This is a genomic window from Brevibacillus sp. 7WMA2, from assembly GCF_010748895.1.
GTDB lineage: Bacteria > Bacillota > Bacilli > Brevibacillales > Brevibacillaceae > Brevibacillus_B > Brevibacillus_B halotolerans.
Genome location: NZ_CP048799.1, coordinates 3,895,129 through 3,916,211, shown reverse-complemented (window position 1 = coordinate 3,916,211; position 21,083 = coordinate 3,895,129). Strand labels below are relative to the sequence as shown.

The window sequence follows — 21,083 nt, the reverse complement described above, 5'->3', positions numbered from 1 at the left end:
CCTTAGGAAAGGTACTCCATCAAGTTGCGTGAACATTTCTGTTTGCGCAATCGCTCAATCGTAGTCGCTTCAATTTGACGTATACGCTCGCGAGTAAGACCAAACATCTTGCCTACTTCCTCTAACGTATAAACCTGATCATCATACAGTCCAAAGCGCATCGCAATGATTTCTTGCGAACGTGGACTTAATACGGATAAAGCATCAAAGACCTGGTCCCTTAGATCAACTCGTTCAATCCAGTCATCTAATGAGCTTTCTTTGTCATCAACAATTTCAGCGTAGCTTAGCAATTCTTCGTCATCTTCCATGTAGAGCTCGACAGGTTGCTCATCGATTGACTCCATTTTAATGCGAAGAGCATACTCGATGGTATCCATTTTTTCCATGGGAATATTTAAATAGGTTGCAATCTCATGTCGTTCAGGATTGCGGTTTAGCAAATGAGCCAATTGCATTACTTTCTTTTGATAGAGGCGTATTTGCTCATGCATGTGTACAGGTATGCGAATAAGACGGCCTTTGTCACTGATAGCACGTGTGATGGCTTGTGAAATCCACCAATGCGAATAGTGATATAAACGGACGCCTCTTGTAATATCAAATTTTTCTATTGCGGTAAATAACCCAATTGTTCCTTCTTGAATCAGATCAAGGAACGGCATTCCCTTTTTTAAATGACGAAGTGCAGTGTTTACGACATAACGAAGATAAGCACGTACTAGAATCTCGCGAGCTTCTAAATCACCATCACGCTGATACTGAATCAAATATTGCATTTCTTCATCTTTATCCAACATAGGTGTTGCTGCTACGCCCTCCAAAAACAATAACGCGGAAGTATCTGACCGTAAAGATTTAGGAACAACAATTGATAATTCGTTCTCGACTTCACGCCAACGCCGGGCACAATCTTGGAAAGAGGTGTGACTCATAGTGGTCATGTGCAACCCTCACTTCATCGGAAATAGAAATATTCAGTTATCTCCTGTTGACACATTAAAACATATTGTATAATCCTTATGTTAACAGAATATCAGGAAAAAGGTGAACAAAATTTTTGAAAGAACTAGAACTTTTTACATCTAGTTATTAATTCCTTAATTATGCTATACCTTTCATGATATACATACGCACTGGCTGTAAGTTTATCGTACGTAGGAGATAACGTTCACATTACTACTTACCGGAAAATGTTTTGTAGCGAATCATTAGTACAGCGGCATCGTACTAGTGTATTTTTTATGCCAACTGATCCTCTGTTAATCAGTGTACACCATTTTTACCTTGTACCAACCCTCTAAGTTAAAAACTTTTTGAATTAACTCGCTACTAATATTGACTCCTCAACCCCCAAAAAAGTTGCATTTTTTCCTATATGTAATATCTGGATGCCCATTTGTTGCCTACTTATAAGAAAATAAATAAAATGAGCGAAAAAAGTGTAAGCAAGCTTTGATCGTCTCGTCTATTTACATACCCAGTATTTTCGAGGGTTCAGGTAATGCAAGTAAGGTTGAGGATAGGCTTTTGGGCTTTTGGGCTTTTGGGCTTTTGGGCTTTTGGGCTTTTGGGCTTTTGGGCTTTTGGGCTTTTGGGCTTTTGGGCTTTTGGCTGTTTTGGTTTGTTATGTCGAACATTCAACTGATTTTACATCTAGAACTATCTGAGGGTAATTCTTTTAAAAGAGGTGTCACACAAATTGACTAGGCGGGAACACATTGAGGAGTGGTTTGTTCGTTATAGTGACGATATATATAAGTTTTTAGTTTACTATACGCGTAACCGCGATGTAGAAGATTTGGTGCAGGAAGTTTTCATGAAAGCTATTAGAGGATATGAAAAATATGAAGGAAGAGCCCAACCTAAAACCTGGCTTTTTTCAATTGCACGCAATACAGCAATTGATCATGAACGGAAGAAACGCTACTTGAGTTGGCTACCGGATACCTGGTTAAAACAATTAAAATCAGCTGACGGAACACCTGAAGAGATTGTAGGCAAACAGGAAGAAAATCAAATGCTCTATGCCGCTGTGCAGCGATTAAAACCATCCTATCGAGAGGTTGTGATCCTTCGCGGAATAAAGGGATTGTCCCCAAGTGAGACCGCAGAAATTCTACAGTGGAGCGAAAGCAAAGTAAATACAACCTTGCATCGTGCTTTAAAAACTTTACAGAGAAGCCTGGGCAAAGAAACTGATGTAGATGGGGTGATTAATCGTGTTATCTAATAAACTTACAAACCTAGATGAACAATCGAATCAAACGTTAAAGCATCTGCAAACACTCCCAGATCACAAACTGGATGCTGAAAGCAAGCAACACATACTGGCTCATTTATTAAGAGAAGAGAAAAAAGATTTGCACAGAAGTGATCTATCTACTTATTTTACTTGGATCAGTAAAGGAATTGTGTGCAGTTCATTAGTTCTAGCCACCTTCTGGTTAGGAAATTCATGGGTACAACAGAATCAGCTAACCACTCCAAACAAAGGTCTGGTATCTGCTACTCCAAGTCATTATCAGGAGTCTCGCAGTACTGATTCACTCAACTCTTTCCATGATAGCAAGAAAAGTGTGGGGAAAAATAGCCAAACAGTGACTCCTGCGCAAAGCAAGCTTTTATTAAACGTAATGGAGAGAGCTAGAAGCGGTAAGGTTATAAATGCAGATATTGCTGTAAACACATCCCTAGCGGACGACATAAAAAAAGTGTGGGGTGAATCAAAAGGGGAGGATCATGTACCATGTGGTCTGCCTACTGCTCATTACCCTGAGAAGTCATTAGCATTTACTTACAATAAAGGAGAGGTGCTAAAAGAAATTATTTCAACCGACTCTCGGTTGACTGCTCTAAATAAAGAACAAGTGGAACAGGTTCTTGGAAAGCCCCAATTTGTGCAACAGTACACGGATCAACTGAAATACAGCTATTCTGCGGGTGAGGATTATCAATTAGTATTTTATTTTACTCCTACCAGCATCAATAATAGTTCGAGCACAACTGATCCTTCTGTTGGGAATCATGATGTATCTCTACAAATTGAACATGTAAGTGTCGTCGATCCAGATGGTTGGAAAAACCCCATGTCTGGAGATAATATTGATCTCTTACAAAGAATAAATGAATCTGCTTCTCAAGGACTGTCAGTAGAAGACTTTATAGTTGGACGAACCACTAAGGAGCAAATAGAGCAACGCTGGGGTAAAGCTGATAAAATGGACACTCCGTATAAAACTACCTATGCGGTCTATCGTAAGCAAGGTACTGTCGCAGGATATGATACTAAAGGTCTACTGATTGAAATCCGAAGATTTGGTGGCTTGCAACACATTCACCTATCGGAGGTCAAAACAGCCTTGGGTGAAAAATTAAAAGGATACTTTAATAGAAACAAAGAACAGATCTTCACGTACCCGTTAAATAGTGAGTTCCAGCTTCAAGTGGTCATATCTCCTGTAACAAATAAAAATACTGACCCATTAGTAGATCATATAAATGTCATACACAAGCAATCTGAGAGCTGGGAAACATAAACACTTGAATAAACCATGGTAAATAGGGATTTTAACTAGAACAATGTTTGGTTTGTTATGACTTTGCCTGGGATAGGAATCAGGCAAAGTCATTTTTACTTTCTTGATGCCTTTTCATTAGCCTTTATTTATTAGCTCAGCTATCTTAATTTTTATCTTCAGTTTAGAGGATTACACCACCTTACTTTGACCCAACTTAAAGCTTCTAAACTGCTGGTGGGGAATACGTGTGGTTATTGAAAAAGAAGGATAGAGGGTAGATAATATCTCAACTTTCTATTTTTTATTTTCTTTTTATCGATTCACTCTTAGAGAAAAGTAGCTCTCCTTTTCGAGGTTTACTACCTGTTAGATACGAAATGAAACTATAGCCTGCTGAAGGATATACTAATAATAACAATTATTTCCAATGTTACTTCAATTGCTTTTACCAGGGAGTATGTATTCATTTTCTGTTTCATGGAGAAGCCTCGGCTTTGATTCAAGCTGACGTAGTGGAATTTCCCACTCTAACTCTCTAAATATTTCGAGAAATCGTCTGATTTTCATCTAGTTTGACTTGATAAATTATTTGCTAATTGATTATTCTCCTTCTTGTCACACTAATTTTTCCGATCTTTAGCTTCTATATAATTAAGGAATTTCGATACCATTCCATTAATCTCTAGGTGATTGCGATAGTAATAAAAAATCTTACGAATACGCTCTCTTTCTTTCCTATTTAGAGCTGGCTTCATTTGTTTAATTTGATCGATGAGTCTACTTAGTTGAACGTTATTGGGCCTGCCTCGTCTAATTGGTCTTTGATAATAAGCTTGTTGATATTCATCAAAGGCTTGAGGATTTTCAATAAGCCATGAATCAACTAGTGCTTCAATATCTTTACCATTACGGATTCCTATTTTATATAAATAATGAAAATACATCACTTTAGTTCTTTTCCCTTTCGAACGCCATTGCTTCATATAGCCGTTTGAATTGGTAAGCACATGAGTTACATACTTGATTAATTCCTGTCTGTTTCTTATCTTATACATCCCTATCGTTCTACGGACAATAGAAAATAAAATGGAGTGAAAACCCGTACTTCTGTTGTTACCTAGCCTTTTCTTCTCATACCAGGCCTCTACAGCCTGATCAAAGTCTTTTCGGCAACGAACTAACTGTAACTTTTGCAAGTGCTGATAGAAAAAATCTGCATCATACTCGGCTACCACCTCTTCCTGATAATCAACGAATACATAATCAATAAATTTATTTTTTAAATCCTCCTTCCCCAATAAGCTGCAGACTTGCTCATAACAACGTTCCACTAGCTCCATAGAATCACTGGCTAACATAGTCATTAAACCTCCTATAATAGTTAAAATATTTCGGCTATATTTTGTGTGATTATAAGAGACGCGTCATAAAAACTAAGAATTTGCTACCGCCTCTTACTGCTATAAGAAGAGGCGGTAGTAGGACAATCACTGAATCATAAGATACAGTTCTTCCCCCGTCGGCAATAGAAATACGATTCTTCCATTGCGGATTATGACGGTTGGAGCACTCTCCATCATGATTAACCCGTCATTGATGACCATGCGCTTTCCAAACTGGTGTACTGACTCAATTGGAAAGGTACCTTTTGGCATTCCCTCTATTGAGAGAAATGCCCCTGGTCTGTGTTTCTGATAAAGAACCTGAAGACCAATGATCGCTTCCAATGTTAAAGCTTGCGTCGTGTGAGCAATTCCCGTTGCCATAGCAACCCTCCTTCTCACCAACAGATTAACGGCCGTTTCATACGCTTATAAGCTTATGAAACTATCTCTACGGTATAAAAAGACAGAGGGTATTCGCAAATATTTCTGACCTATGCTCTAATTTATTGAAAATACCCCTCCTCTCCCCAGAATTTTGGATCAGCTAATTCAGGATATATCTCAGTAATGAGATCAAAAGGAGAAAAATATAAAGTATCCACCAAAATTTTTAGCTTGTATGTACGTAGAATTTGATAGGCTTGCTCTGTTTTTCCAAAAACCTTCGGAAGTTCAAGGATGCTGGTAATCTTTAAAAGTTCTTCGCACATATAGATAAAACAAATTTTAGCTCGTTCCTCGCCTAATACGCTCTGAAAATAATGCATTGGGAAATGCCTGCGGCTACCATTAAGAACTTCTTGGTACACCCAGAGTGCCTTATCTTTTTCTGATAATTTAGGTAAGTAAGGATAAGCATAGTCGATAATATAGTACACATCTGTCGCTTTCGCTTCGATCGGAGGTTGAATGAATTCAGTAATTAAGTGTAGCTTTAACTTTTTAATATCTTGTAAAGAAAGCTGAGTTTTAGCTTGCTCAGGTGTCCATTTCATTACTTGCTCAACTGCATACCGAATAATGAGCTGAATTTTTTTCTTTCGAAACTGGATATCTTCAAACTCATAAGGTGAAAAACGTTTTTGTGTTCCAGCTACTATTTTCTTATATTTCGTGATAATTATTGAGGGCATGCCGATACACTCCTTACTTCCAGTCGGTTTCCCTAAAATTAGCACGTTAAATTAGGACAAAAATATCAAAATTATCCTATTTTTATCAAATTATTCTATTTTGCTATTTTTCTTATTCCAGCCTGAGATGTTCTTCGAAAAAGGAGTTCTCGTTCCTCAAATAGCATATAAATCTTCTTTTTCAGTTCAATAGCTAAATGATAGATTCCCTGAGTATATAATGAGGCTTTCTCACCCTTTTGATGAGTGATGCTAATATCTCCAGCTATTTGATCCAGCCCTGGTTTATTTAAGCGATACAGAATGTCCGCTTCTTCTCTAGCCCCTCGAATAATACTCGCCTTTTTTCTCTTAGCTTCCTCTGTTGTAGCTATTAATAAAGCTCGTTCCCTTTTAGTTTCCGAATCCACTTCGATCCATTGCCCTGCTGTTCTTGCTCCTTTAACGATAATATCCGCCGTGTGTTGCATTCGCATTTGTGTTACATCTACTTGTTGCATAAACAACACCATAGATAACAATAAGCAAAGACAGATAAGAAAAAAGAGCGAGGTAGGTAAAATACTTCCTCGCTCTTCCTCTATGATTCTTCTTAAAGACATACTAGTCATATACATCAGCCTCGGTTTCTTCCATTTTCAATCATCATTGAATATGATTCTTCCACAGTATAGGACTTTCCTGATCCTAAAAGCGGAAATGTAATGCTTACTCTTGCCTCTACATGATTTCCTTGTGACCATCCATCCTTGACTATCAACTCAATCTGTTTATGTTCAAAATAAAGAGCCTGTTCTAACTCCTTTTCAGCGAACTTATTCGCCATATAGACGGCTAATCCATAGTTAGGTTGTACACATGCAAATCTTCCTGCCTCATATGATGCAGCTAAAGCCTTCTGTTTTTGATACATAATACTAAATTGATCACACCCATAAATAAATAAAAACCAGAGAAGAGGAAAAACAAAAACATACTCGACAATTTGACTCCCTCGCTGATTTCTTACATACCCAAAGCTTCTATATCTATTCAACATAAGGCTTCACATAATAAATCATGTACGCTATTAAAAGACTTAACGCATATGGGAGAGCTAAAGCCGATTTTCTTACCTCAGGCAACCAAATCCTACGATGAGCAAACCACATCCCAGCGCTGCTCTTCAAATGATAATGAATTAAGGTAAAACGTGAAGGAAAAACCAAAAGCATGCAAATACTCACTACTAACGAGCAGCAAAAAATCCAATAGATAGCAACTGGAGTTGTATAACTGCCTACCAGCATGAGCAATTTTTGATCACCCATTCCCATGCCCTTTACTAGTACAGGTAACAATGTTAGCAAAAACCCCATTCCTACTCCTATTACCATTTGCCATATTTCTCCAATCGCTCCTCTTTGTAGACAGGCTATACATAACGTTAGACCGACAAGCCAATTAGGGACCCTCCGGTATCGTACATCGTAATAGGCCGCTATAGCCAACACTGAAATCAGTACAAGACTCATTTGCTTATTTTTTCTTGCAGTTCTTTTAGTTTCTGATCTTCGGCTGTACGTAGCTCAACCAATGTGGGGATTAAAAAAATTAATATTACTGCTACAATAATAACCATTTCTACGATCGTCACAGCATCCTCCTCTTTCCAAAATCGTCTAGCATAATGCGTAATATAATTCATATTTTCCAGCCTCCCTCTTATAATCTTACTTTCACAAAAGATAGAGACCAGTCGCAAATAAATTTTTACGATTAAAGCTGATTTTTTATCCCAATAAGAGATGGCCCAAGCACTAAAAACATCAGAGGGACCCCCATAAACAATACTACTAGGGGTAACAGCCTTACACTCATTCGATTTACCTCATCTGTCATTTGGTCTTCTTCCTTTCGTAATTGCTCCTCAATATGCATTCGCAATAAATGAGAAATATTAGTTCCTTTAGTCAAAGCCTCTTGTATATCAGTTACAATTGATAAAAAAGAGGCCAACTCCCAACACAGAGCCAGTTCCTCTAAAGCTTTTCGCCAATTACCATACCTCTTTTGCTCTAGTTCTAAACGAGTTATTTCTTGTCCAAGTCGTTTAGGATATCTACTTGCAGCCCTACTCATTGCCACATGAACGGGCATACCCGCTTCCACAAGTGCCAATACAATGCTAAAAAAGATAGGGATTTGCACCTCTATCTCCCTTTGAGCACGTTTGTCATACCAATCGATAATAAGGTTAGGACAAAAATATAACAGAAGGGAGAGGATTAGTCCGATTTCATGATAAATGTCTATCTCTCCATCTCGCAGGTACTGGTAGCCTAGAAGAATCACTGCACACCCTAAAAATAATGCGCCTAGGGCTTTTAAAATGAACCATTCCTCTACTTTTGTTTTCCAACGCAAACGCTGAAGCTGTTTTTTTACGCGAAACAAATCAAATCCTAATCTTCTGGCCAAATCATCGAAGCGTTTAGGCGCTGTCATCCACAATATGATACGTTGACCTCTTGAAAACAGCCTTATCTCTCGCTTTTCTTCTGGTTCTTCTGAAAAAAATCTTGTAAATAAGCTTAGTTTCTCTCCTTTATGAACTACATAAAAAAAAGGAAAGGCTACCACCATTATCAAAATGCTAATCCATACACTTGCTAAAAGAGCCATTGCCTTACCTCCCTATCCATCATGTCTTCCTACTGACAGGGCTAAATAACGAATAATCTCTCCCCCAGCTATAATTAATAAAAAGCTCCCTAGCATGGCATAACGACCACTCAAGCTCTCCGTTAATGGAGCAAAATGATTAGGATTGTTCACATATAAAATACCTACAAAAAAGAAAGGCATCGCACTGAGTAAATTAACCTGCGATAAAATTTGGGACAAAGCGGATACCTGTCTTCTTCTTACTTGCTTCCTACGAATCAAAGAAGAAACAGCAATATCTAACGTTTGAGCCATATCACCGCCCAATTCCCGCTGAACCTGTATAATTGTCGCTAGATATTGAATATCTGGTGATCCGGTTTTTACATACAACCATTTCATTGCATCCTCTAGTAACAGCTGTCCACGCAATTTTTCAACAACCGTTCCATACTCCTGTGCAATACTTTTATCAATAAATTTACTAGTAGCCACTTGTTCAAAAGCATGAATATAAGAGGGATTCGCACGAATAGAGCTGGAAATAACCCGAAGTGCCTTCTGGTTCTCCTCTTCAAAGCGCTCTCTTTTCTTATTTCGCCAAGCTGCCAGCCAACGATGAACAACTAAAATTCCAATAAACCAAAAGGGTAAGGCAAGCCACCAAGAATCTAAAACATATAAAGTGAGCGCATAAAAAAATAAGCCCGTAACAAAACAGAAGAATACATATCTTTGAATTCCGATATCTAGACGGGCCTGTTTGAGCTTATCCTCCATTCGCATGCTCCAGCTTTTCCGATTTCGATGCATTTCTGAGATTATCATATGCGTGGAGCTATTTTCGGCTTTTAGTTTCAAAAAATCAGCGGGTATCAACATGCTCAGGATAAGTCCACCTGAAAGTACAGCCACACAACGGGCGATCCACTCAACTAACATTAGCTCACCCTCCCTTGTTACAGCTTAATAGGCTCCCTAAAAAACATCGCGTCTATTTCCTCTTCACTTATTCCCTTTGCTTTCCAACACTTTATCAGGCCCTCTGGTCTATATCCCGTCCACCTATATTGACCAACAACCTTGCCTTTTTTTACACCTAGTGGCTCATAGACGTAAATATCTTGAAGGTATACTCGATTCGATATCACCTGCTTGACGGACAGCATCCTTCTAATTTTGTCCTCGTCTGACTCACCAGTACCGATCACCTCTGTAATGGAGACAACCTTCCTGCTACCATCCTCTTCAAAACGTTTAACTTGTACAATTAAGTTAAGAGCTGAACCAATCATCAGGTTTCTCTCTAAGGAATTGTAGGATTCTTCTGCCTTTCCAAACAAAATTGGCAAAGTGGAGTCAACCAAAGCACGTGGAGAATTGGCATGGGCCGTGCTCCAGCTACCTGGATGGTCTGTATTCATAGCCCAAATAATGTCGACAATCTCTCCTCCACGAGTCTCTCCTACAATGATGACATCTGGGCGCTTCCGTAGAGAAAGCCTAACGCAATCACGTATGGAAAATCCACCTCTCCCCTCATGATTAGTTGGCTTCGTTAAGAATCTACGAACAAACGGATGCTGTAGCTTTAATTCCAAGACATCTTCAATCGTAATAACACTAATTTGTGGAGAGATAAATTGAGAGATAAGATTTAATAGGTGGGTTTTCCCTGAACCTGTACCTCCACTCACAATTCCAGAGGCTCTCGCTACCCCCACGGCATATTTCAAAAATGACAACATCGGTTTACAGATGGAACCATACCGCAAGTAATCCGTTTGAGATAGAAGGTCACGATGCTTCCGAATTGTGAGCATATGACCATCTGGTGAAATTGATCGATGCGTCGCGGTAACCCTTGATCCATCGGGAAGTTGAGTATGCAAATCAGCTTTGGATTCGTTAAACTCTCGTCCCATAGTTGCCGCAATCTGCTCTATCAAACGCAACAACTGCTCCTCATCAAAGAAATACTTCTCCGTCAGACGTTCCAGCCTACCGGTACTTTTTCGTTCCACTACTACATCACTAAATTTTTGTACGATGATCTCTGTAATATCTTGGTCTTCCAGCAATTCATCCAGATGCCCCCAGCCAATTAATTCGTGCAAAATCCGGTGTACCTCAAGTTCCAATTGATGGGTTGGCAGTGGGGCTTGCCGTTCAACCAATCGTCGCAATTCCTCCTTCACTTCCTCTATCAAGGCAGGTGAGCTTTTTTCTTCCCATAATCGTTTTCCAAAGGCTTCAACAATTTGTCCCTTTACATGTGCCTCCTCTTCCTGGGATAAAAACCATTCCCTTTCTACATATTTACTGGCACTTTCCTGAACAACATGATCTACTTTCCTGCGGAGGTTTGAAAAATCATGAGCCTGCCTCTTTAATTCCGATATATCTAGTCGCTTCTGTCTTTCTGTTCCTAATAGTTTTTGGCGTGAAAAACTCATCGTCCCCAGCCCCCTTTACTAAACCATTTAAAAAAACTTACCTTCTTCGTTTTATTTGTAGAATCACCATAGATTTGTCCTTCTTTTTCGGTATGAGGAATGAGTACCTGTCCCAATTTTTCGATAGCCAGCTTAGCCTGGGACCTAGATGTGGTGAGCATCAGTGGGACTCCTGTATTAATTGATCTTTTCACCTCGTCATCATCAGGAATGGTTAGTAGCGTCTGACTGGGGTGTAGCTGGAAGTATGCTTTCATCTCTTCTAAAGTAAACATCTCTCGCTTTTGCAGCCGATTCATACAGATTTGAATTTTTTGTTCGGGATACTCAGCTTCACGCAGTAGCTTTAAGACTCTGTGAATATTTTCAATTGCATCTACCACAGGACTCCCTACCATTACCACTCGTTCAGCGAAAAATAATGCCTGAATGGTTGCATCCGTAGTATCTGGCGCCGTATCAATTAAAACAACATTGTATGCACTTCGTTTAATGGTTTCGAGAATGATGTATAAGTGGTAATCCTTAATATGAAAGCTTTGCCGTATATCTCTTGGGGAAGTAAGAACATGCAGCCCTGATTCAGGATGTATCGCAATGTAACGCTCAATCTCCTCTGGATAAAGAGCCATCGAAGCGGCATACTCCTGCCATTCCTCATGACTAATAAAATCAGGATCTCGTCCGTCTCTTTGAACTATTTGAATTAATCTGTCTTGTATCTCTTGAACCCATGTGAACAGATTCGGGGTACGCGGTAAATTTAATGACGTAGCAAACGTACCCAAATCTAAATTAAAATCAATTGCAAGCACTCTATTCTTTTCTCCTTCTAAGGGGTGACGCGAGTAATAGATTGCTAATTCCCGCGATATAAATGTTTTACCTACTCCTCCTTTTGGTCCATAAACAGTGATCAAATGCTGGCGATGTCCTACAGACTGACCGTCATCCGATAGATGAAGAGATGGTACTACAGGGGCTTGCGCAAATTGGCGGTTGATAGTATCCAACGATTGTAGAGTCGTAGAGGGTAATTTTCCTTGAGTTGTATCTTGCTTTACAACCATTTCAATCATTAAGGGGGAAATTGGTTTTTGTAATACAAATACACCGAGATTCCTTATTAAGGCTTCCCACTGCATCGTTTGTAAATCGCAAGCAGCTATACAGGTAATAGTTGGAAAGTAAAAGCGAATTTGATGACATAAAAGACTTAAATCTGTTTCACGAAAAAAACCAACCAATACTATATCTGGTTGCATTGCTTGTAAGGTATGGAAAATCTCTTTAAAGTCACTTACCACTCCGCATACCTTCACATACTGACTCTCTTTTAGTTGTTCTACTAAATCACTTGTGCATTTCTCATCCTCATCGACAAGCAACAATCTTTTAGGCCGATCCTGCATTCTAGCTTCCTCCTTCTCCTTCTATATCTGTCCAGCTTTTATTACCTTTCATTAATGCTTTAGCAAAATGAGCGTCTCCAATTCCTGATGTTAAGTCTTTGCCATACCCTGCTTTTCCTAGATGTAGCTTGCCATAGTGGAGGGCATGGGTGAGTAACCTCCCTTCATGAAGCGTTAAGGAAATCGTCACTGCTTTTAGAATTGCCCCCTCCCCGTCTAAACCACGCTGTACCCCGACTACCGGCATTGCCTTCAGCAAAAGTCCAGTATGTGCCCCCTCCTCATCCTTAAAAGAAGCATATATATGAACACGATCTCTCTCCTGTAGCTGTGCTGATACACCACTGATGTTATCAACTGGTATTGTCATCGCCGTTTGATTAGGGTGGTTACCTTGTAGCTGACTTTCTTCCGTGCTTGTTGAAATATCAGCCTTTAGTAATGGGACACCCGCCTTTACGTGTCGGATCACTGGTATTCCAATTACATGACTGACCTCTTCCCAAGGAATAAAACCGGGTACCTCAACCGAGCTACTAAAAAAACGATTGCCCATTTCTAATACTCCCTTTTCAACATGATCAAGGGACAGAGGGGTCCCTATTTCTAGCTCGCTCTGCTCCCTTACCCTGATGTAATAAAACAGCTCAGGCCGTACTGTCTGATAGGTTAGAAAACCACATGCAATGGCCAACAGCGTAATAACTAGCAGACGAATATAGCTAAACCGATAGCCTCCCATGGAATGCCCCCCTCCTTTTCCATATCTATCTGGTAAAAGAAGTGTACTAACGCTTTATGGGACAAAAAAAGCCATGAAGAAATCCCCATGGTGTTAAAACATTCTTTCATTCCTACTTTTTCTATGTCTAACATAGGAAGTTCATATGATTTTTTTCTAAAGAAATATAGAGTACTTAAAGGAACATCTACAATCAATCTTTGATGATCCAACCATTTTTTACGCCATATGTTTAATAAAACTATATTTTCTTCCAAATTTACGCAAAAAGTTCACTTACATTAACTTGAAATATTTGCTAAATAATTATATTCTAATAAAAGTTCGTTTCATAATATTTCCAAATGAGTGTTTTTCTATAAAAAAATTATTTCTTCCCTTATTGTTGCTGTTATGTTAACCAGTGGTGTTACAGGAGCCTTTGCATCACCTAATCAAGTTATAGAAGCTAAACAGGTAATAGTAACTGAAGATTTTGAAACGATTGCATTTGAAAAAGATGAGGTTGTAACAACTATTACGTTTAATAAGCAAACCCAGACATATACTATTAATGTGGTGGATAAAGAAACCGAAGAGGTACTTCTTGATTTAAAAGATAGCTCTGCTGACGAGGTAATGTCCCAATTACAAAAAGAGAGTACTGGGAGTACTGGACGACAAAAAAGAGCGGTCTTTCTAATTCCATTAGCTTGGGGAGCTGCTGAAATCGCTGCATACGTAGCGGGTGGTGTTGCTGCTGTTACAGCTGGCCTTTATGTAGGGGAAGAGTTGGATAAACAAAGGAAAAAAGATAGGAATTTTTATTTAAGTACAAAGCAACAAATCGAAGATGCTGCTGATGACATCCCCAAAAAATTAAAAAAGAAAAATGACGATTACTCCGTAGATGTAGATAAATTTACTGAGAAAGTAAGGGGAGAAAAAAGTCTTACTTATAAAGATCCTAAAACAGGCTGGACAATTCAAAAAACTAGAGGAACTGGAGGCAATAAAGATGGACATAAAGGAGATGTATGGAAATTAAGAAATTTCAAAGGTAAGAGAATTGCTTCTTTGACGAAAGAGGGGAAAATTGTTGGACAGTAAGAGTTTTGTAACGTTCCAAGACTACATTTCACATTATGCCATCGACATGGATTATCTAAAAAAGGGTTGTGAACGACCTGATGATTGGGATAAAGATTTTCTATTTGTTGATAAGTGGGATAAATTTGATATTCAATATACGAATAAAATGTATAGAATCAACCGATTTCCTACTTTAATTCAAAATTGGGATAAATATAATCAAGCAGAGATTTTTTATGATACAGATAAGGAGATCAAAGAGCAACAAGACTATTTAGAGCTTGAACGCAAATTTCTAAATGTTTTTAGAAATTTATGGACTTGCTCTCGCACTTTCGTGGAAAGTAGCATTTCATATAAAGATATATTCCCCGAAGATATTGATCAGAACAAACTGAAAGAGCTCCAAGAGAAGCTCTTTGAATCAATCATGGAAGTATCTGAATTGAAGGATCTTGAATTCCTCCTCAAATTAAATCTTCGTGATTATATTTCAACTTGCCTTTACTTTGTAGATTTAAATCTCATTATATGGCCTGGTGACTTTGCTTGCCCTACCTATTTAACAGACCAATCTAATAGGGAATTTCTAGAAAAAATTTGTAATGTTGAAGGGGTTTATCTCTGCCCTTTGGACTCATAAAACGAAAACGCTCTGGCTTACCATAAGCTGCACCCCAATTGTTAGACACCCCCGACAATTGGAGGTGCAGTTTTTCTATGCAATCATTTATGACTCCCTACCTGTTAAATCAAATCCTCTAGGTAAACGACGTATTAACAAAAAGCCACAGGAGCAAATCCCATGGCTTTCGAGCATAATCTTACACATTTCGCTCATAAATCAACCGTAAGCCCTTCAACGTCAAATGCTGATCAACCACATCAATACAATCAGTCTCTTTCGCAATGAGTGGGGCAAGTCCGCCTGTTGCAACCACCGTTGGCTTGCTGTTACACTCCTGCTTCATTCTGCTCACAATACCCTCAACTTGACCAATAAAACCATAAAAAATACCGGACTGCATGGAAGCAATGGTATTTCTGCCAATCACAGTCGCAGGCTGGGCAATCTCAATACGCGGCAGCTTTGCGGCACGAGTAAAGAGCGCCTCGGTCGAAATCCCGATACCCGGCGCGATTGCACCCCCTAAGTATTGGTTCTTTTCATCTACATAGCAAAAGGTCGTAGCCGTACCGAAGTCAACAATCAATAAAGGAGCTCCATATTCATGAATCGCTGCAACTGCGTTGACAATTCGATCTGCTCCCACCTCTCTTGGATATTCTGCTTTTATATTTAGCCCAGTTTTGATGCCTGGCCCAATCAATAGCGGCTTCTTGGAAAAATATTTTTCACACATACTCTCTACCGCTTTATTTAAAGGCGGGACGACCGAAGAAATGATAATTCCTGTTACAGCTTCGAGCGTAAGCTTTGCATTTTGAAATAAATTGAGCACAAGCATGCCATACTCGTCCTCAGTCTTATTGCGGTCACTTGCAATACGCCAATGGTACACTAATCGATCTCCCTGATACATCCCGAGCACAATATTCGTATTGCCTATATCCATTACGAGTAGCATGGGTAGTTCCTCTTTTCTCTATCTTGTCGGCTAATACTGACTATCTTTTCCGTTGATTTAAATCTAAGCTAATATCTAAGGCAGCAACGGAATGCGTAAGTCCGCCCACTGAAATCACATCGACACCAGTCTCAGCAATAGCTCTTACCGTCTCCAATGTAACTCCACCAGATGCTTCAATGATTGCCTTTCCAGAAATGATTTGGACCGCTTCTCTCATCAGATCGCAGGACATATTATCCAGCATGATAATATCTGCTCCTGCTTCCAACGCTTCCTGTACCTGCATGAGTGATTCAGCTTCTACTTCTATTTTCATTGTGTGGGGAATGGCTTCACGCGCTTTCCTTACCGCTTCCTTTATGCCACCTGCACCTTTACTATGATTGTCTTTGATCATCACTGCATCGTAAAGAGCAAACCGGTGGTTATGTCCGCCACCTACACGCACTGCGTATTTTTCTAATAATCGCAACCCCGGAGTTGTTTTACGTGTATCTACTATCCTCGCCTGTGTATGCGAAATTTCCTTCACAAATAATTGGGTACGTGTCGCAATCCCTGAGAGACGCTGCAATAAATTAAGGGCTAAGCGCTCACCGGTTAAAATAGCCTGTACCGAGCCGGTAACTTCAGCTATTACGTCCCCTTTTTGCACCTGACTGCCTTCTGTTACGAAGCGTTGAAAGCTAAGCTCATGATCCACGGTATGAAAGACCTGCTCAGCAATATCTAAGCCCGCGATCAGACCTGATTTTTTCGCATACAAGATTCCCGTACCTTTTTCATCTGCTGGAATCGTGGCCATAGTTGTGATATCCCCATGACCAACATCTTCGAATAGCCATTCCTCTATTTTTCGTTGTAATTCGCGTTTATTCCATAGCATAAACGGATTTCACTCTCCTCTTGTAGCCCTGAATGGATACCTTGCGTAATATGCTTAAGCCATCTCTCTTCATTTTGCTCAGGATAATCAACGCGATAATGGCCACCGCGGCTTTCTGTTCGAGCTAAAGCCGCTCTAGTGGTAAGGATGGCTGTTGTCAGCAGATTTTTCAGTTCCAAGGCCTCAGGTTTGACTGTATGAGTCGATAGAATTGTTTGCATGCTCTCAAGTTCCTGCAACGCTGCTCGCAGACCCTGCTCCTCACGCTTTACCCCTACTTGGCGCAGCATAATCTTTTGTAGCTGTAGCCGCATCTTTTTCCAATTCCCTACTCTGCCGGTAGTGCGTAGAGATGATTCACTAAGCGAGATGGCTGACATCACAGGCGGTAGTGTTTGTAAACGTTCTACGATGCGATGTCCAAACACAATTGCTTCGGATAATGAATTACTAGCTAAGCGGTTAGCCCCATGTACACCCGTGCAAGAGACTTCTCCACACGCAAATAATCTCGGCACATTCGTTTCGCCATATAAATCAGTCTTTACGCCGCCCATCATATAATGGCAAGCAGGTGCTACCGGTATCCAATCAGCTACCATATCCAGCCCATAACTCAAACAGAAATCATAGATTGTCGGAAAGCGATGTTTAATCAGCTCTTCAGACTCATGTGTAATATCAAGATACACAAAGGTAGATTTCGTTGTCTCCATTTCCGATACAATGGCTCGTGCCACGATGTCTCTCGGAGCTAATTCCTGCTGAGGATGATACTTGTACATAAAACGCTCACCCAGCACATTGCGCAAATAAGCACCTTCTCCGCGAACAGCCTCGGAAATTAAAAAACGCGGGGCATCTGGATAGCACAGAGCCGTAGGATGAAATTGAATGAATTCCATATCTTTTACCTCTGCACCAGCCCGATAAGCCATCGCTATGCCGTCTGCTGTCGCAATGTCCGGATTGGTGGTGTAGCGATATAGCTGACCAGCACCGCCTGTTGCCAGAATAGTAGCGTGCGATCGTATGGCAAACAGCTCCCCGCATGGTTTAAGAGCTAGCACTCCCACACATTCTCCTTGATGCGTAAGAATGTCGATAGCGAAATGCTCCTCTAGTAAGGTAATGTTCGTTGTTTCTGCCACCTTTTTCGCTAAAGCTCGGACGATCTCGGCACCAGTAGCATCTCCTTGTGCATGCAGAATACGCCGCTGGCTGTGTGCGCCCTCGCGTGTTAATTCATATTCACCATTGCTATCTTTATCAAATTGAGTCCCGTAGGTTATTAACTCCTGTAATCGCTTGGGCCCTTCATGCACCAATACATCTACTGCTTCATAGGTACAAATTCCGGCGCCTGCCAGCATGGTATCTTGACGATGTAATGCGGGAGAATCATTTTGGGCGGTAACCGCTGCGATGCCCCCTTGAGCCCAGCGAGTATTGCTATCCTGCAAGCCCTTTTTACTGATTAGTACTACCTTTGCTTTTTTGCTTGCTTCTAACGCTGTATATAAGCCTGCAATTCCACAACCAACTACAATCACATCGGTATACATGTTTGGTAAATGATCAGTCTGGTAGTTCAGTACATGTCTCGGGAACATCACACATCACCATCTCCTGTGATTCTCTACTTTTTTCCTCATCATTATAGCAAATGCCTCTTATGAGCAGAAGCTGATAATCATTGGGGAAAAATCTTTACGCCTATACAGGTGAGAGCATACGGAAAAGCGGCAAAAGCCCAAAGGCTCCTGCCGCTTCTTTTGTCCAATCTATTTACTTTTCAACACCAAAACTCATCATCAACTTTACTTATAACGGGGGCTCTTCATTACAGTTTATATACCAGTACCATCTTTACAATCAGCATGTTATTTATTTAATTCTAGTGCTTCATTTGAAAGCTCAAGCTTGCCATTTTTCAATGTCCATGTTGTTTTTGCTACACCTAAATGATCAGCATGGTATGCTCCGGAGATATTTTGTACAGCTTGAAGCTCTAGTACACCATTTTTGTCCACATCAACCGGGGTCAACACAGAAAGCCCATCAGCCCAACCAGTTGTCTCCTGCAAAAGTTTTCCGTTATTATCATAAACCTTAGTTTCTACATACTCTTTTTTGTTCTTACTTACATCAATGGTTTCCTTTTTGCCAGTAGCTTTGCTAGAAACCTCTACTTTAAAGCCATCTTTAAAAACGACATCGTATTCTACACCTTTATTTAACAGCTCCTGATCAACTAATGGAACAATCTTGTTATCAGAGAAAGTCAACACGCTAAAGGTAGATAGGCCACCGCTGCCGCCTGTTGGGGCACTTACCAGGATATCCTTCTGTTTATCGGATTTAAATGCACCAATATGTAGCGTAGCTTCAAAGCCAGCTTTTTCTTTTCCTACTGTACCCATAGTGAGTTTTTTGGTTTTACCATCTTTTACAGCCACTGTTAGCTCATTAGCGAAGAAATCCTTTTCCCCTTCTTCCTTATGACCGATCAAAATCACTTCGTCACGCACGCCGTCACCATTTACATCAGCATATTTAGAATCAATGACATAGTTATTTTCTTTTGTAGAAAGAGCTGCTTCTGTAAATTTGTCGCCTGGTGCATAGTTCGGAGCAATGGAGAAATTATCATGGTCAAATGCTGTTACTTCTGTTTTTTCTAGCTTCAATTGGCCGTTATCAATTTTCCATGTGCTGGTGGCAATAGCGATGCTGTCAGCGTGGTAGCTGCCCCAAATGTGTTGTGTTCCAACCAATGCAAGTCCACCGTCTGCTTGTTCCTCTACTTCTAAGGAGCCAAATCCGTCTTGAGCGCCCTTAACTGCTTTCAATAGCTTGCCTTTAGCATCATAAATTCCGTTTTGGATATAATTATCTTTATTTTCACTGATATCTACCGTTGTTTTTTCTTTTGTAGCTTTGTTTGTAATTTCTGCTTTAAAGCCTTCTGTGAACTGAATATCGAAGTCAACGCCTGCGTTCAGCTTTTCTTGGTCAACCATTGCGACACCTTTGCCATCTTTAAAGGATACCAAGCTATATGTAGAAGTTCCGCCGCTCCCGCCATCTCCCATTTCTACTAATACGTCCTGCGCACCATCTTTATTAAAATCGCCCACTGTTAGCTTTGGCTCATATCCGCTATTTTGTTTTCCAACTGGTACCTGTGTGAATTTCATTGTTTTTCCATCTTGCATAACAACCATGATATTACTTACGAAAATATCATCTTTCTTTTCTTTTGTACCGATCAAGGTTACTCCGTCCGCTACACCATCACCAGTAAGATCAGCTTGTGTGTAATCAAGTACATAGCTGTTTGGCTTTACTTGCAAATCCTTCAGTGAGAAAAGCTCTCCTTCTTCAAAGGCTTGCAGTGCTTTTTGGGTATCCAATGCAAACACTGGTACATTAGCTACTGCTCCAACTCCTGCAAATACTCCACCGCAAAGCGCTACGCTTGTTACTACTTTTACTAATGTTTTCATATATCATTACCTCCATCAATTGAGTGAATAAATGTGATTTGTTTTTTGAGCTGTTGTCTTCTTGTTGTTTTAATCATACACCCCAAAAAATGCTAAGTAGTTACAAAAGGTTTACATTTTATTTTCCTCAAATAGAACAGGTATTTTTTATTGGGACGTGCCTTTGTTACTTCCGTTACATATCGAGCCATTGACGTTTCTTTGTAATATAAACTCATGAATGGGCTTTTGAATCGCTTCTTTCGGCAAATAACAAAATAAAAAAGCACCTTACCGGGTGCTTTTTATCTCATATCCTTTACATAGCTATATGTTCATTACAGTCTTTACAGGTTCCATATACTTCGAACTTATGGCCGGTTACGACAAATTCCTCGGAAATCTCAGGAATTACGTTCATCGGACAGTTCGGCAATGATTTCGTCTTACCGCATACTGTACAAATGACATGATGATGATGTCCATGCGTAGAGCATGAGAGCCTGAACTTTCCTTCGCCATCTAGTTCGGTCTCTTCTAAAATGCCCAATTTAACGAAGGTAGAAATATTCCGGTATACCGTATCAAAGCTCAAGCTTGGATAATTATCCTTCATCCGCCCCATGATATCTCGTGCGGACAAATATCGCTTTTCCTCAGCACAAATACGCAGCATCTCTTCACGCTTACCTGTGTATTTATATCCTTTATCTTTTAACAACTGGAGCGCTTGTTCCAAATTCAACTGCAA

At 40.0% G+C, this 21,083-nt stretch carries 22 protein-coding genes; 4 read left to right on the top strand and 18 right to left on the bottom strand.

The annotated features are described in order from the left end of the window. Positions 1 to 2: 2 nt before the first annotated feature. Positions 3 to 944: a sigma-70 family RNA polymerase sigma factor gene (locus GOP56_RS16530; protein WP_003333852.1), complete on the bottom strand. Its 942-nt coding sequence runs from the start codon at positions 942 to 944 to the stop codon at positions 3 to 5. A 758-nt stretch (positions 945 to 1,702) separates the two neighbouring features. Here GOP56_RS16530 and GOP56_RS16525 point away from each other — a divergent pair. Both GOP56_RS16525 and GOP56_RS16520 read left to right on the top strand, forming a co-directional pair. After that, entirely contained in the window at positions 1,703 to 2,233 is a 531-nt protein-coding gene (locus GOP56_RS16525; RefSeq protein WP_003343502.1) for an RNA polymerase sigma factor, read from the top strand. Next, positions 2,223 to 3,539, top strand: coding sequence for a YjgB family protein (locus GOP56_RS16520; protein WP_163246090.1), 1,317 nt, complete (start codon positions 2,223 to 2,225; stop codon positions 3,537 to 3,539). Before GOP56_RS16525 ends, GOP56_RS16520 begins: the two co-directional genes overlap by 11 nt. Positions 3,540 to 4,141: 602 nt before the next feature. Here the strand turns inward: GOP56_RS16520 and GOP56_RS16515 are convergent. The 12 genes from GOP56_RS16515 to GOP56_RS16460 all read right to left on the bottom strand — a co-directional run bounded on the left by GOP56_RS16515 (position 4,142) and on the right by GOP56_RS16460 (position 13,295). Beyond that, a complete protein-coding gene (locus GOP56_RS16515; RefSeq protein WP_163246089.1) occupies positions 4,142 to 4,879 on the bottom strand; it encodes a hypothetical protein in 738 nt (245 codons plus the stop codon). A gap of 129 nt (positions 4,880 to 5,008) precedes the next feature. Next, on the bottom strand, positions 5,009 to 5,287 hold the full coding sequence (locus tag GOP56_RS16510; RefSeq protein ID WP_003333857.1) for a hypothetical protein: 279 nt from the start codon (positions 5,285 to 5,287) through the stop codon (positions 5,009 to 5,011). A gap of 122 nt (positions 5,288 to 5,409) precedes the next feature. Next, positions 5,410 to 6,039, bottom strand: coding sequence for a DUF4046 domain-containing protein (locus GOP56_RS16505; protein ID WP_163246088.1), 630 nt, complete (start codon positions 6,037 to 6,039; stop codon positions 5,410 to 5,412). Positions 6,040 to 6,134: 95 nt separating this feature from the next. Next, the gene (locus GOP56_RS16500) at positions 6,135 to 6,650 is read right to left on the bottom strand and encodes a hypothetical protein (RefSeq protein ID WP_163246087.1); all 516 of its coding nucleotides are present in this window, start codon (positions 6,648 to 6,650) and stop codon (positions 6,135 to 6,137) included. A 5-nt stretch (positions 6,651 to 6,655) separates the two neighbouring features. Continuing rightward, positions 6,656 to 7,078: a TadE/TadG family type IV pilus assembly protein gene (locus tag GOP56_RS16495; protein WP_096887887.1), complete on the bottom strand. Its 423-nt coding sequence runs from the start codon at positions 7,076 to 7,078 to the stop codon at positions 6,656 to 6,658. Beyond that, on the bottom strand, positions 7,068 to 7,553 hold the full coding sequence (locus GOP56_RS16490) for an A24 family peptidase (RefSeq protein WP_163246086.1): 486 nt from the start codon (positions 7,551 to 7,553) through the stop codon (positions 7,068 to 7,070). The genes GOP56_RS16495 and GOP56_RS16490 overlap by 11 nt, the downstream gene beginning before the upstream one ends. Then, positions 7,550 to 7,726 (bottom strand): Flp family type IVb pilin, encoded by a 177-nt coding sequence (locus GOP56_RS16485; protein ID WP_003333862.1) that lies wholly within the window; start codon positions 7,724 to 7,726, stop codon positions 7,550 to 7,552. Before GOP56_RS16485 ends, GOP56_RS16490 begins: the two co-directional genes overlap by 4 nt. Before the next feature lie 71 nt (positions 7,727 to 7,797). Then, the gene (locus GOP56_RS16480) at positions 7,798 to 8,703 is read right to left on the bottom strand and encodes a type II secretion system F family protein (protein ID WP_163246085.1); all 906 of its coding nucleotides are present in this window, start codon (positions 8,701 to 8,703) and stop codon (positions 7,798 to 7,800) included. Positions 8,704 to 8,715: 12 nt separating this feature from the next. Then, positions 8,716 to 9,627 carry a type II secretion system F family protein gene (locus tag GOP56_RS16475; RefSeq protein WP_163246084.1) on the bottom strand — a complete coding sequence of 304 codons (912 nt, stop codon included), beginning with the start codon at positions 9,625 to 9,627 and terminating at the stop codon, positions 8,716 to 8,718. A gap of 17 nt (positions 9,628 to 9,644) precedes the next feature. After that, the gene (locus tag GOP56_RS16470) at positions 9,645 to 11,141 is read right to left on the bottom strand and encodes a TadA family conjugal transfer-associated ATPase (protein ID WP_163246083.1); all 1,497 of its coding nucleotides are present in this window, start codon (positions 11,139 to 11,141) and stop codon (positions 9,645 to 9,647) included. Further along, on the bottom strand, positions 11,138 to 12,553 hold the full coding sequence (locus GOP56_RS16465; protein WP_068793693.1) for a CpaE/TadZ family protein: 1,416 nt from the start codon (positions 12,551 to 12,553) through the stop codon (positions 11,138 to 11,140). The genes GOP56_RS16470 and GOP56_RS16465 overlap by 4 nt, the downstream gene beginning before the upstream one ends. Before the next feature lies 1 nt (position 12,554). After that, complete coding sequence (locus tag GOP56_RS16460; protein WP_163246082.1) at positions 12,555 to 13,295, bottom strand: CpaB family protein; 741 nt, start codon at positions 13,293 to 13,295, stop codon at positions 12,555 to 12,557. A gap of 393 nt (positions 13,296 to 13,688) precedes the next feature. Between GOP56_RS16460 and GOP56_RS24015 the strand changes: the two genes are divergently transcribed. Both GOP56_RS24015 and GOP56_RS16450 read left to right on the top strand, forming a co-directional pair. Continuing rightward, complete coding sequence (locus GOP56_RS24015; protein WP_254068438.1) at positions 13,689 to 14,384, top strand: glucuronyl hydrolase; 696 nt, start codon at positions 13,689 to 13,691, stop codon at positions 14,382 to 14,384. After that, the gene (locus tag GOP56_RS16450) at positions 14,374 to 15,009 is read left to right on the top strand and encodes a hypothetical protein (protein WP_163246081.1); all 636 of its coding nucleotides are present in this window, start codon (positions 14,374 to 14,376) and stop codon (positions 15,007 to 15,009) included. Before GOP56_RS24015 ends, GOP56_RS16450 begins: the two co-directional genes overlap by 11 nt. A gap of 181 nt (positions 15,010 to 15,190) precedes the next feature. Here GOP56_RS16450 and GOP56_RS16445 read toward each other — a convergent pair whose 3' ends face one another. From GOP56_RS16445 to GOP56_RS16425, 5 genes are all read right to left on the bottom strand, one after another. After that, positions 15,191 to 15,955, bottom strand: a complete 765-nt coding sequence (locus GOP56_RS16445) for a type III pantothenate kinase (protein WP_003343479.1) — start codon at positions 15,953 to 15,955, stop codon at positions 15,191 to 15,193. 40 nt (positions 15,956 to 15,995) lie between these two features. Next, positions 15,996 to 16,844, bottom strand: a complete 849-nt coding sequence (gene nadC / locus GOP56_RS16440) for a carboxylating nicotinate-nucleotide diphosphorylase (protein WP_003333872.1) — start codon at positions 16,842 to 16,844, stop codon at positions 15,996 to 15,998. Then, on the bottom strand, positions 16,808 to 18,457 hold the full coding sequence (gene nadB, locus GOP56_RS16435) for an L-aspartate oxidase (RefSeq protein ID WP_163246873.1): 1,650 nt from the start codon (positions 18,455 to 18,457) through the stop codon (positions 16,808 to 16,810). Before nadB ends, nadC begins: the two co-directional genes overlap by 37 nt. Before the next feature lie 270 nt (positions 18,458 to 18,727). Further along, positions 18,728 to 20,353, bottom strand: a complete 1,626-nt coding sequence (locus GOP56_RS16430; RefSeq protein ID WP_163246080.1) for a hypothetical protein — start codon at positions 20,351 to 20,353, stop codon at positions 18,728 to 18,730. Between the two features lie 298 nt (positions 20,354 to 20,651). Then, positions 20,652 to 21,077 (bottom strand): Fur family transcriptional regulator, encoded by a 426-nt coding sequence (locus GOP56_RS16425; RefSeq protein ID WP_003333876.1) that lies wholly within the window; start codon positions 21,075 to 21,077, stop codon positions 20,652 to 20,654. Positions 21,078 to 21,083 lie beyond the last annotated feature (6 nt).

Bases quoted from the DNA above. Each gene is read 5' to 3' on its own strand.
- GOP56_RS16485 (WP_003333862.1), bottom strand. From the start codon at position 7,726: ATGAATTATATTACGCATTATGCTAGACGATTTTGGAAAGAGGAGGAT.
- GOP56_RS16430 (WP_163246080.1), bottom strand. From the start codon at position 20,353: ATGAAAACATTAGTAAAAGTAGTAACAAGCGTAGCGCTTTGCGGTGGA.
- GOP56_RS16530 (WP_003333852.1), bottom strand. From the start codon at position 944: ATGACCACTATGAGTCACACCTCTTTCCAAGATTGTGCCCGGCGTTGG.
- GOP56_RS16465 (WP_068793693.1), bottom strand. From the start codon at position 12,553: ATGCAGGATCGGCCTAAAAGATTGTTGCTTGTCGATGAGGATGAGAAA.
- GOP56_RS16445 (WP_003343479.1), bottom strand. From the start codon at position 15,955: ATGCTACTCGTAATGGATATAGGCAATACGAATATTGTGCTCGGGATG.
- nadB (WP_163246873.1), bottom strand. From the start codon at position 18,457: ATGTTCCCGAGACATGTACTGAACTACCAGACTGATCATTTACCAAAC.
- GOP56_RS16490 (WP_163246086.1), bottom strand. From the start codon at position 7,553: ATGAGTCTTGTACTGATTTCAGTGTTGGCTATAGCGGCCTATTACGAT.
- GOP56_RS24015 (WP_254068438.1), top strand. From the start codon at position 13,689: ATGTTAACCAGTGGTGTTACAGGAGCCTTTGCATCACCTAATCAAGTT.
- GOP56_RS16475 (WP_163246084.1), bottom strand. From the start codon at position 9,627: ATGTTAGTTGAGTGGATCGCCCGTTGTGTGGCTGTACTTTCAGGTGGA.
- nadC (WP_003333872.1), bottom strand. From the start codon at position 16,844: ATGCTATGGAATAAACGCGAATTACAACGAAAAATAGAGGAATGGCTA.
- GOP56_RS16510 (WP_003333857.1), bottom strand. From the start codon at position 5,287: ATGGCAACGGGAATTGCTCACACGACGCAAGCTTTAACATTGGAAGCG.
- GOP56_RS16515 (WP_163246089.1), bottom strand. From the start codon at position 4,879: ATGTTAGCCAGTGATTCTATGGAGCTAGTGGAACGTTGTTATGAGCAA.
- GOP56_RS16500 (WP_163246087.1), bottom strand. From the start codon at position 6,650: ATGACTAGTATGTCTTTAAGAAGAATCATAGAGGAAGAGCGAGGAAGT.
- GOP56_RS16460 (WP_163246082.1), bottom strand. From the start codon at position 13,295: ATGGGAGGCTATCGGTTTAGCTATATTCGTCTGCTAGTTATTACGCTG.
- GOP56_RS16495 (WP_096887887.1), bottom strand. From the start codon at position 7,078: ATGTTGAATAGATATAGAAGCTTTGGGTATGTAAGAAATCAGCGAGGG.
- GOP56_RS16505 (WP_163246088.1), bottom strand. From the start codon at position 6,039: ATGCCCTCAATAATTATCACGAAATATAAGAAAATAGTAGCTGGAACA.
- GOP56_RS16470 (WP_163246083.1), bottom strand. From the start codon at position 11,141: ATGAGTTTTTCACGCCAAAAACTATTAGGAACAGAAAGACAGAAGCGA.
- GOP56_RS16480 (WP_163246085.1), bottom strand. From the start codon at position 8,703: ATGGCTCTTTTAGCAAGTGTATGGATTAGCATTTTGATAATGGTGGTA.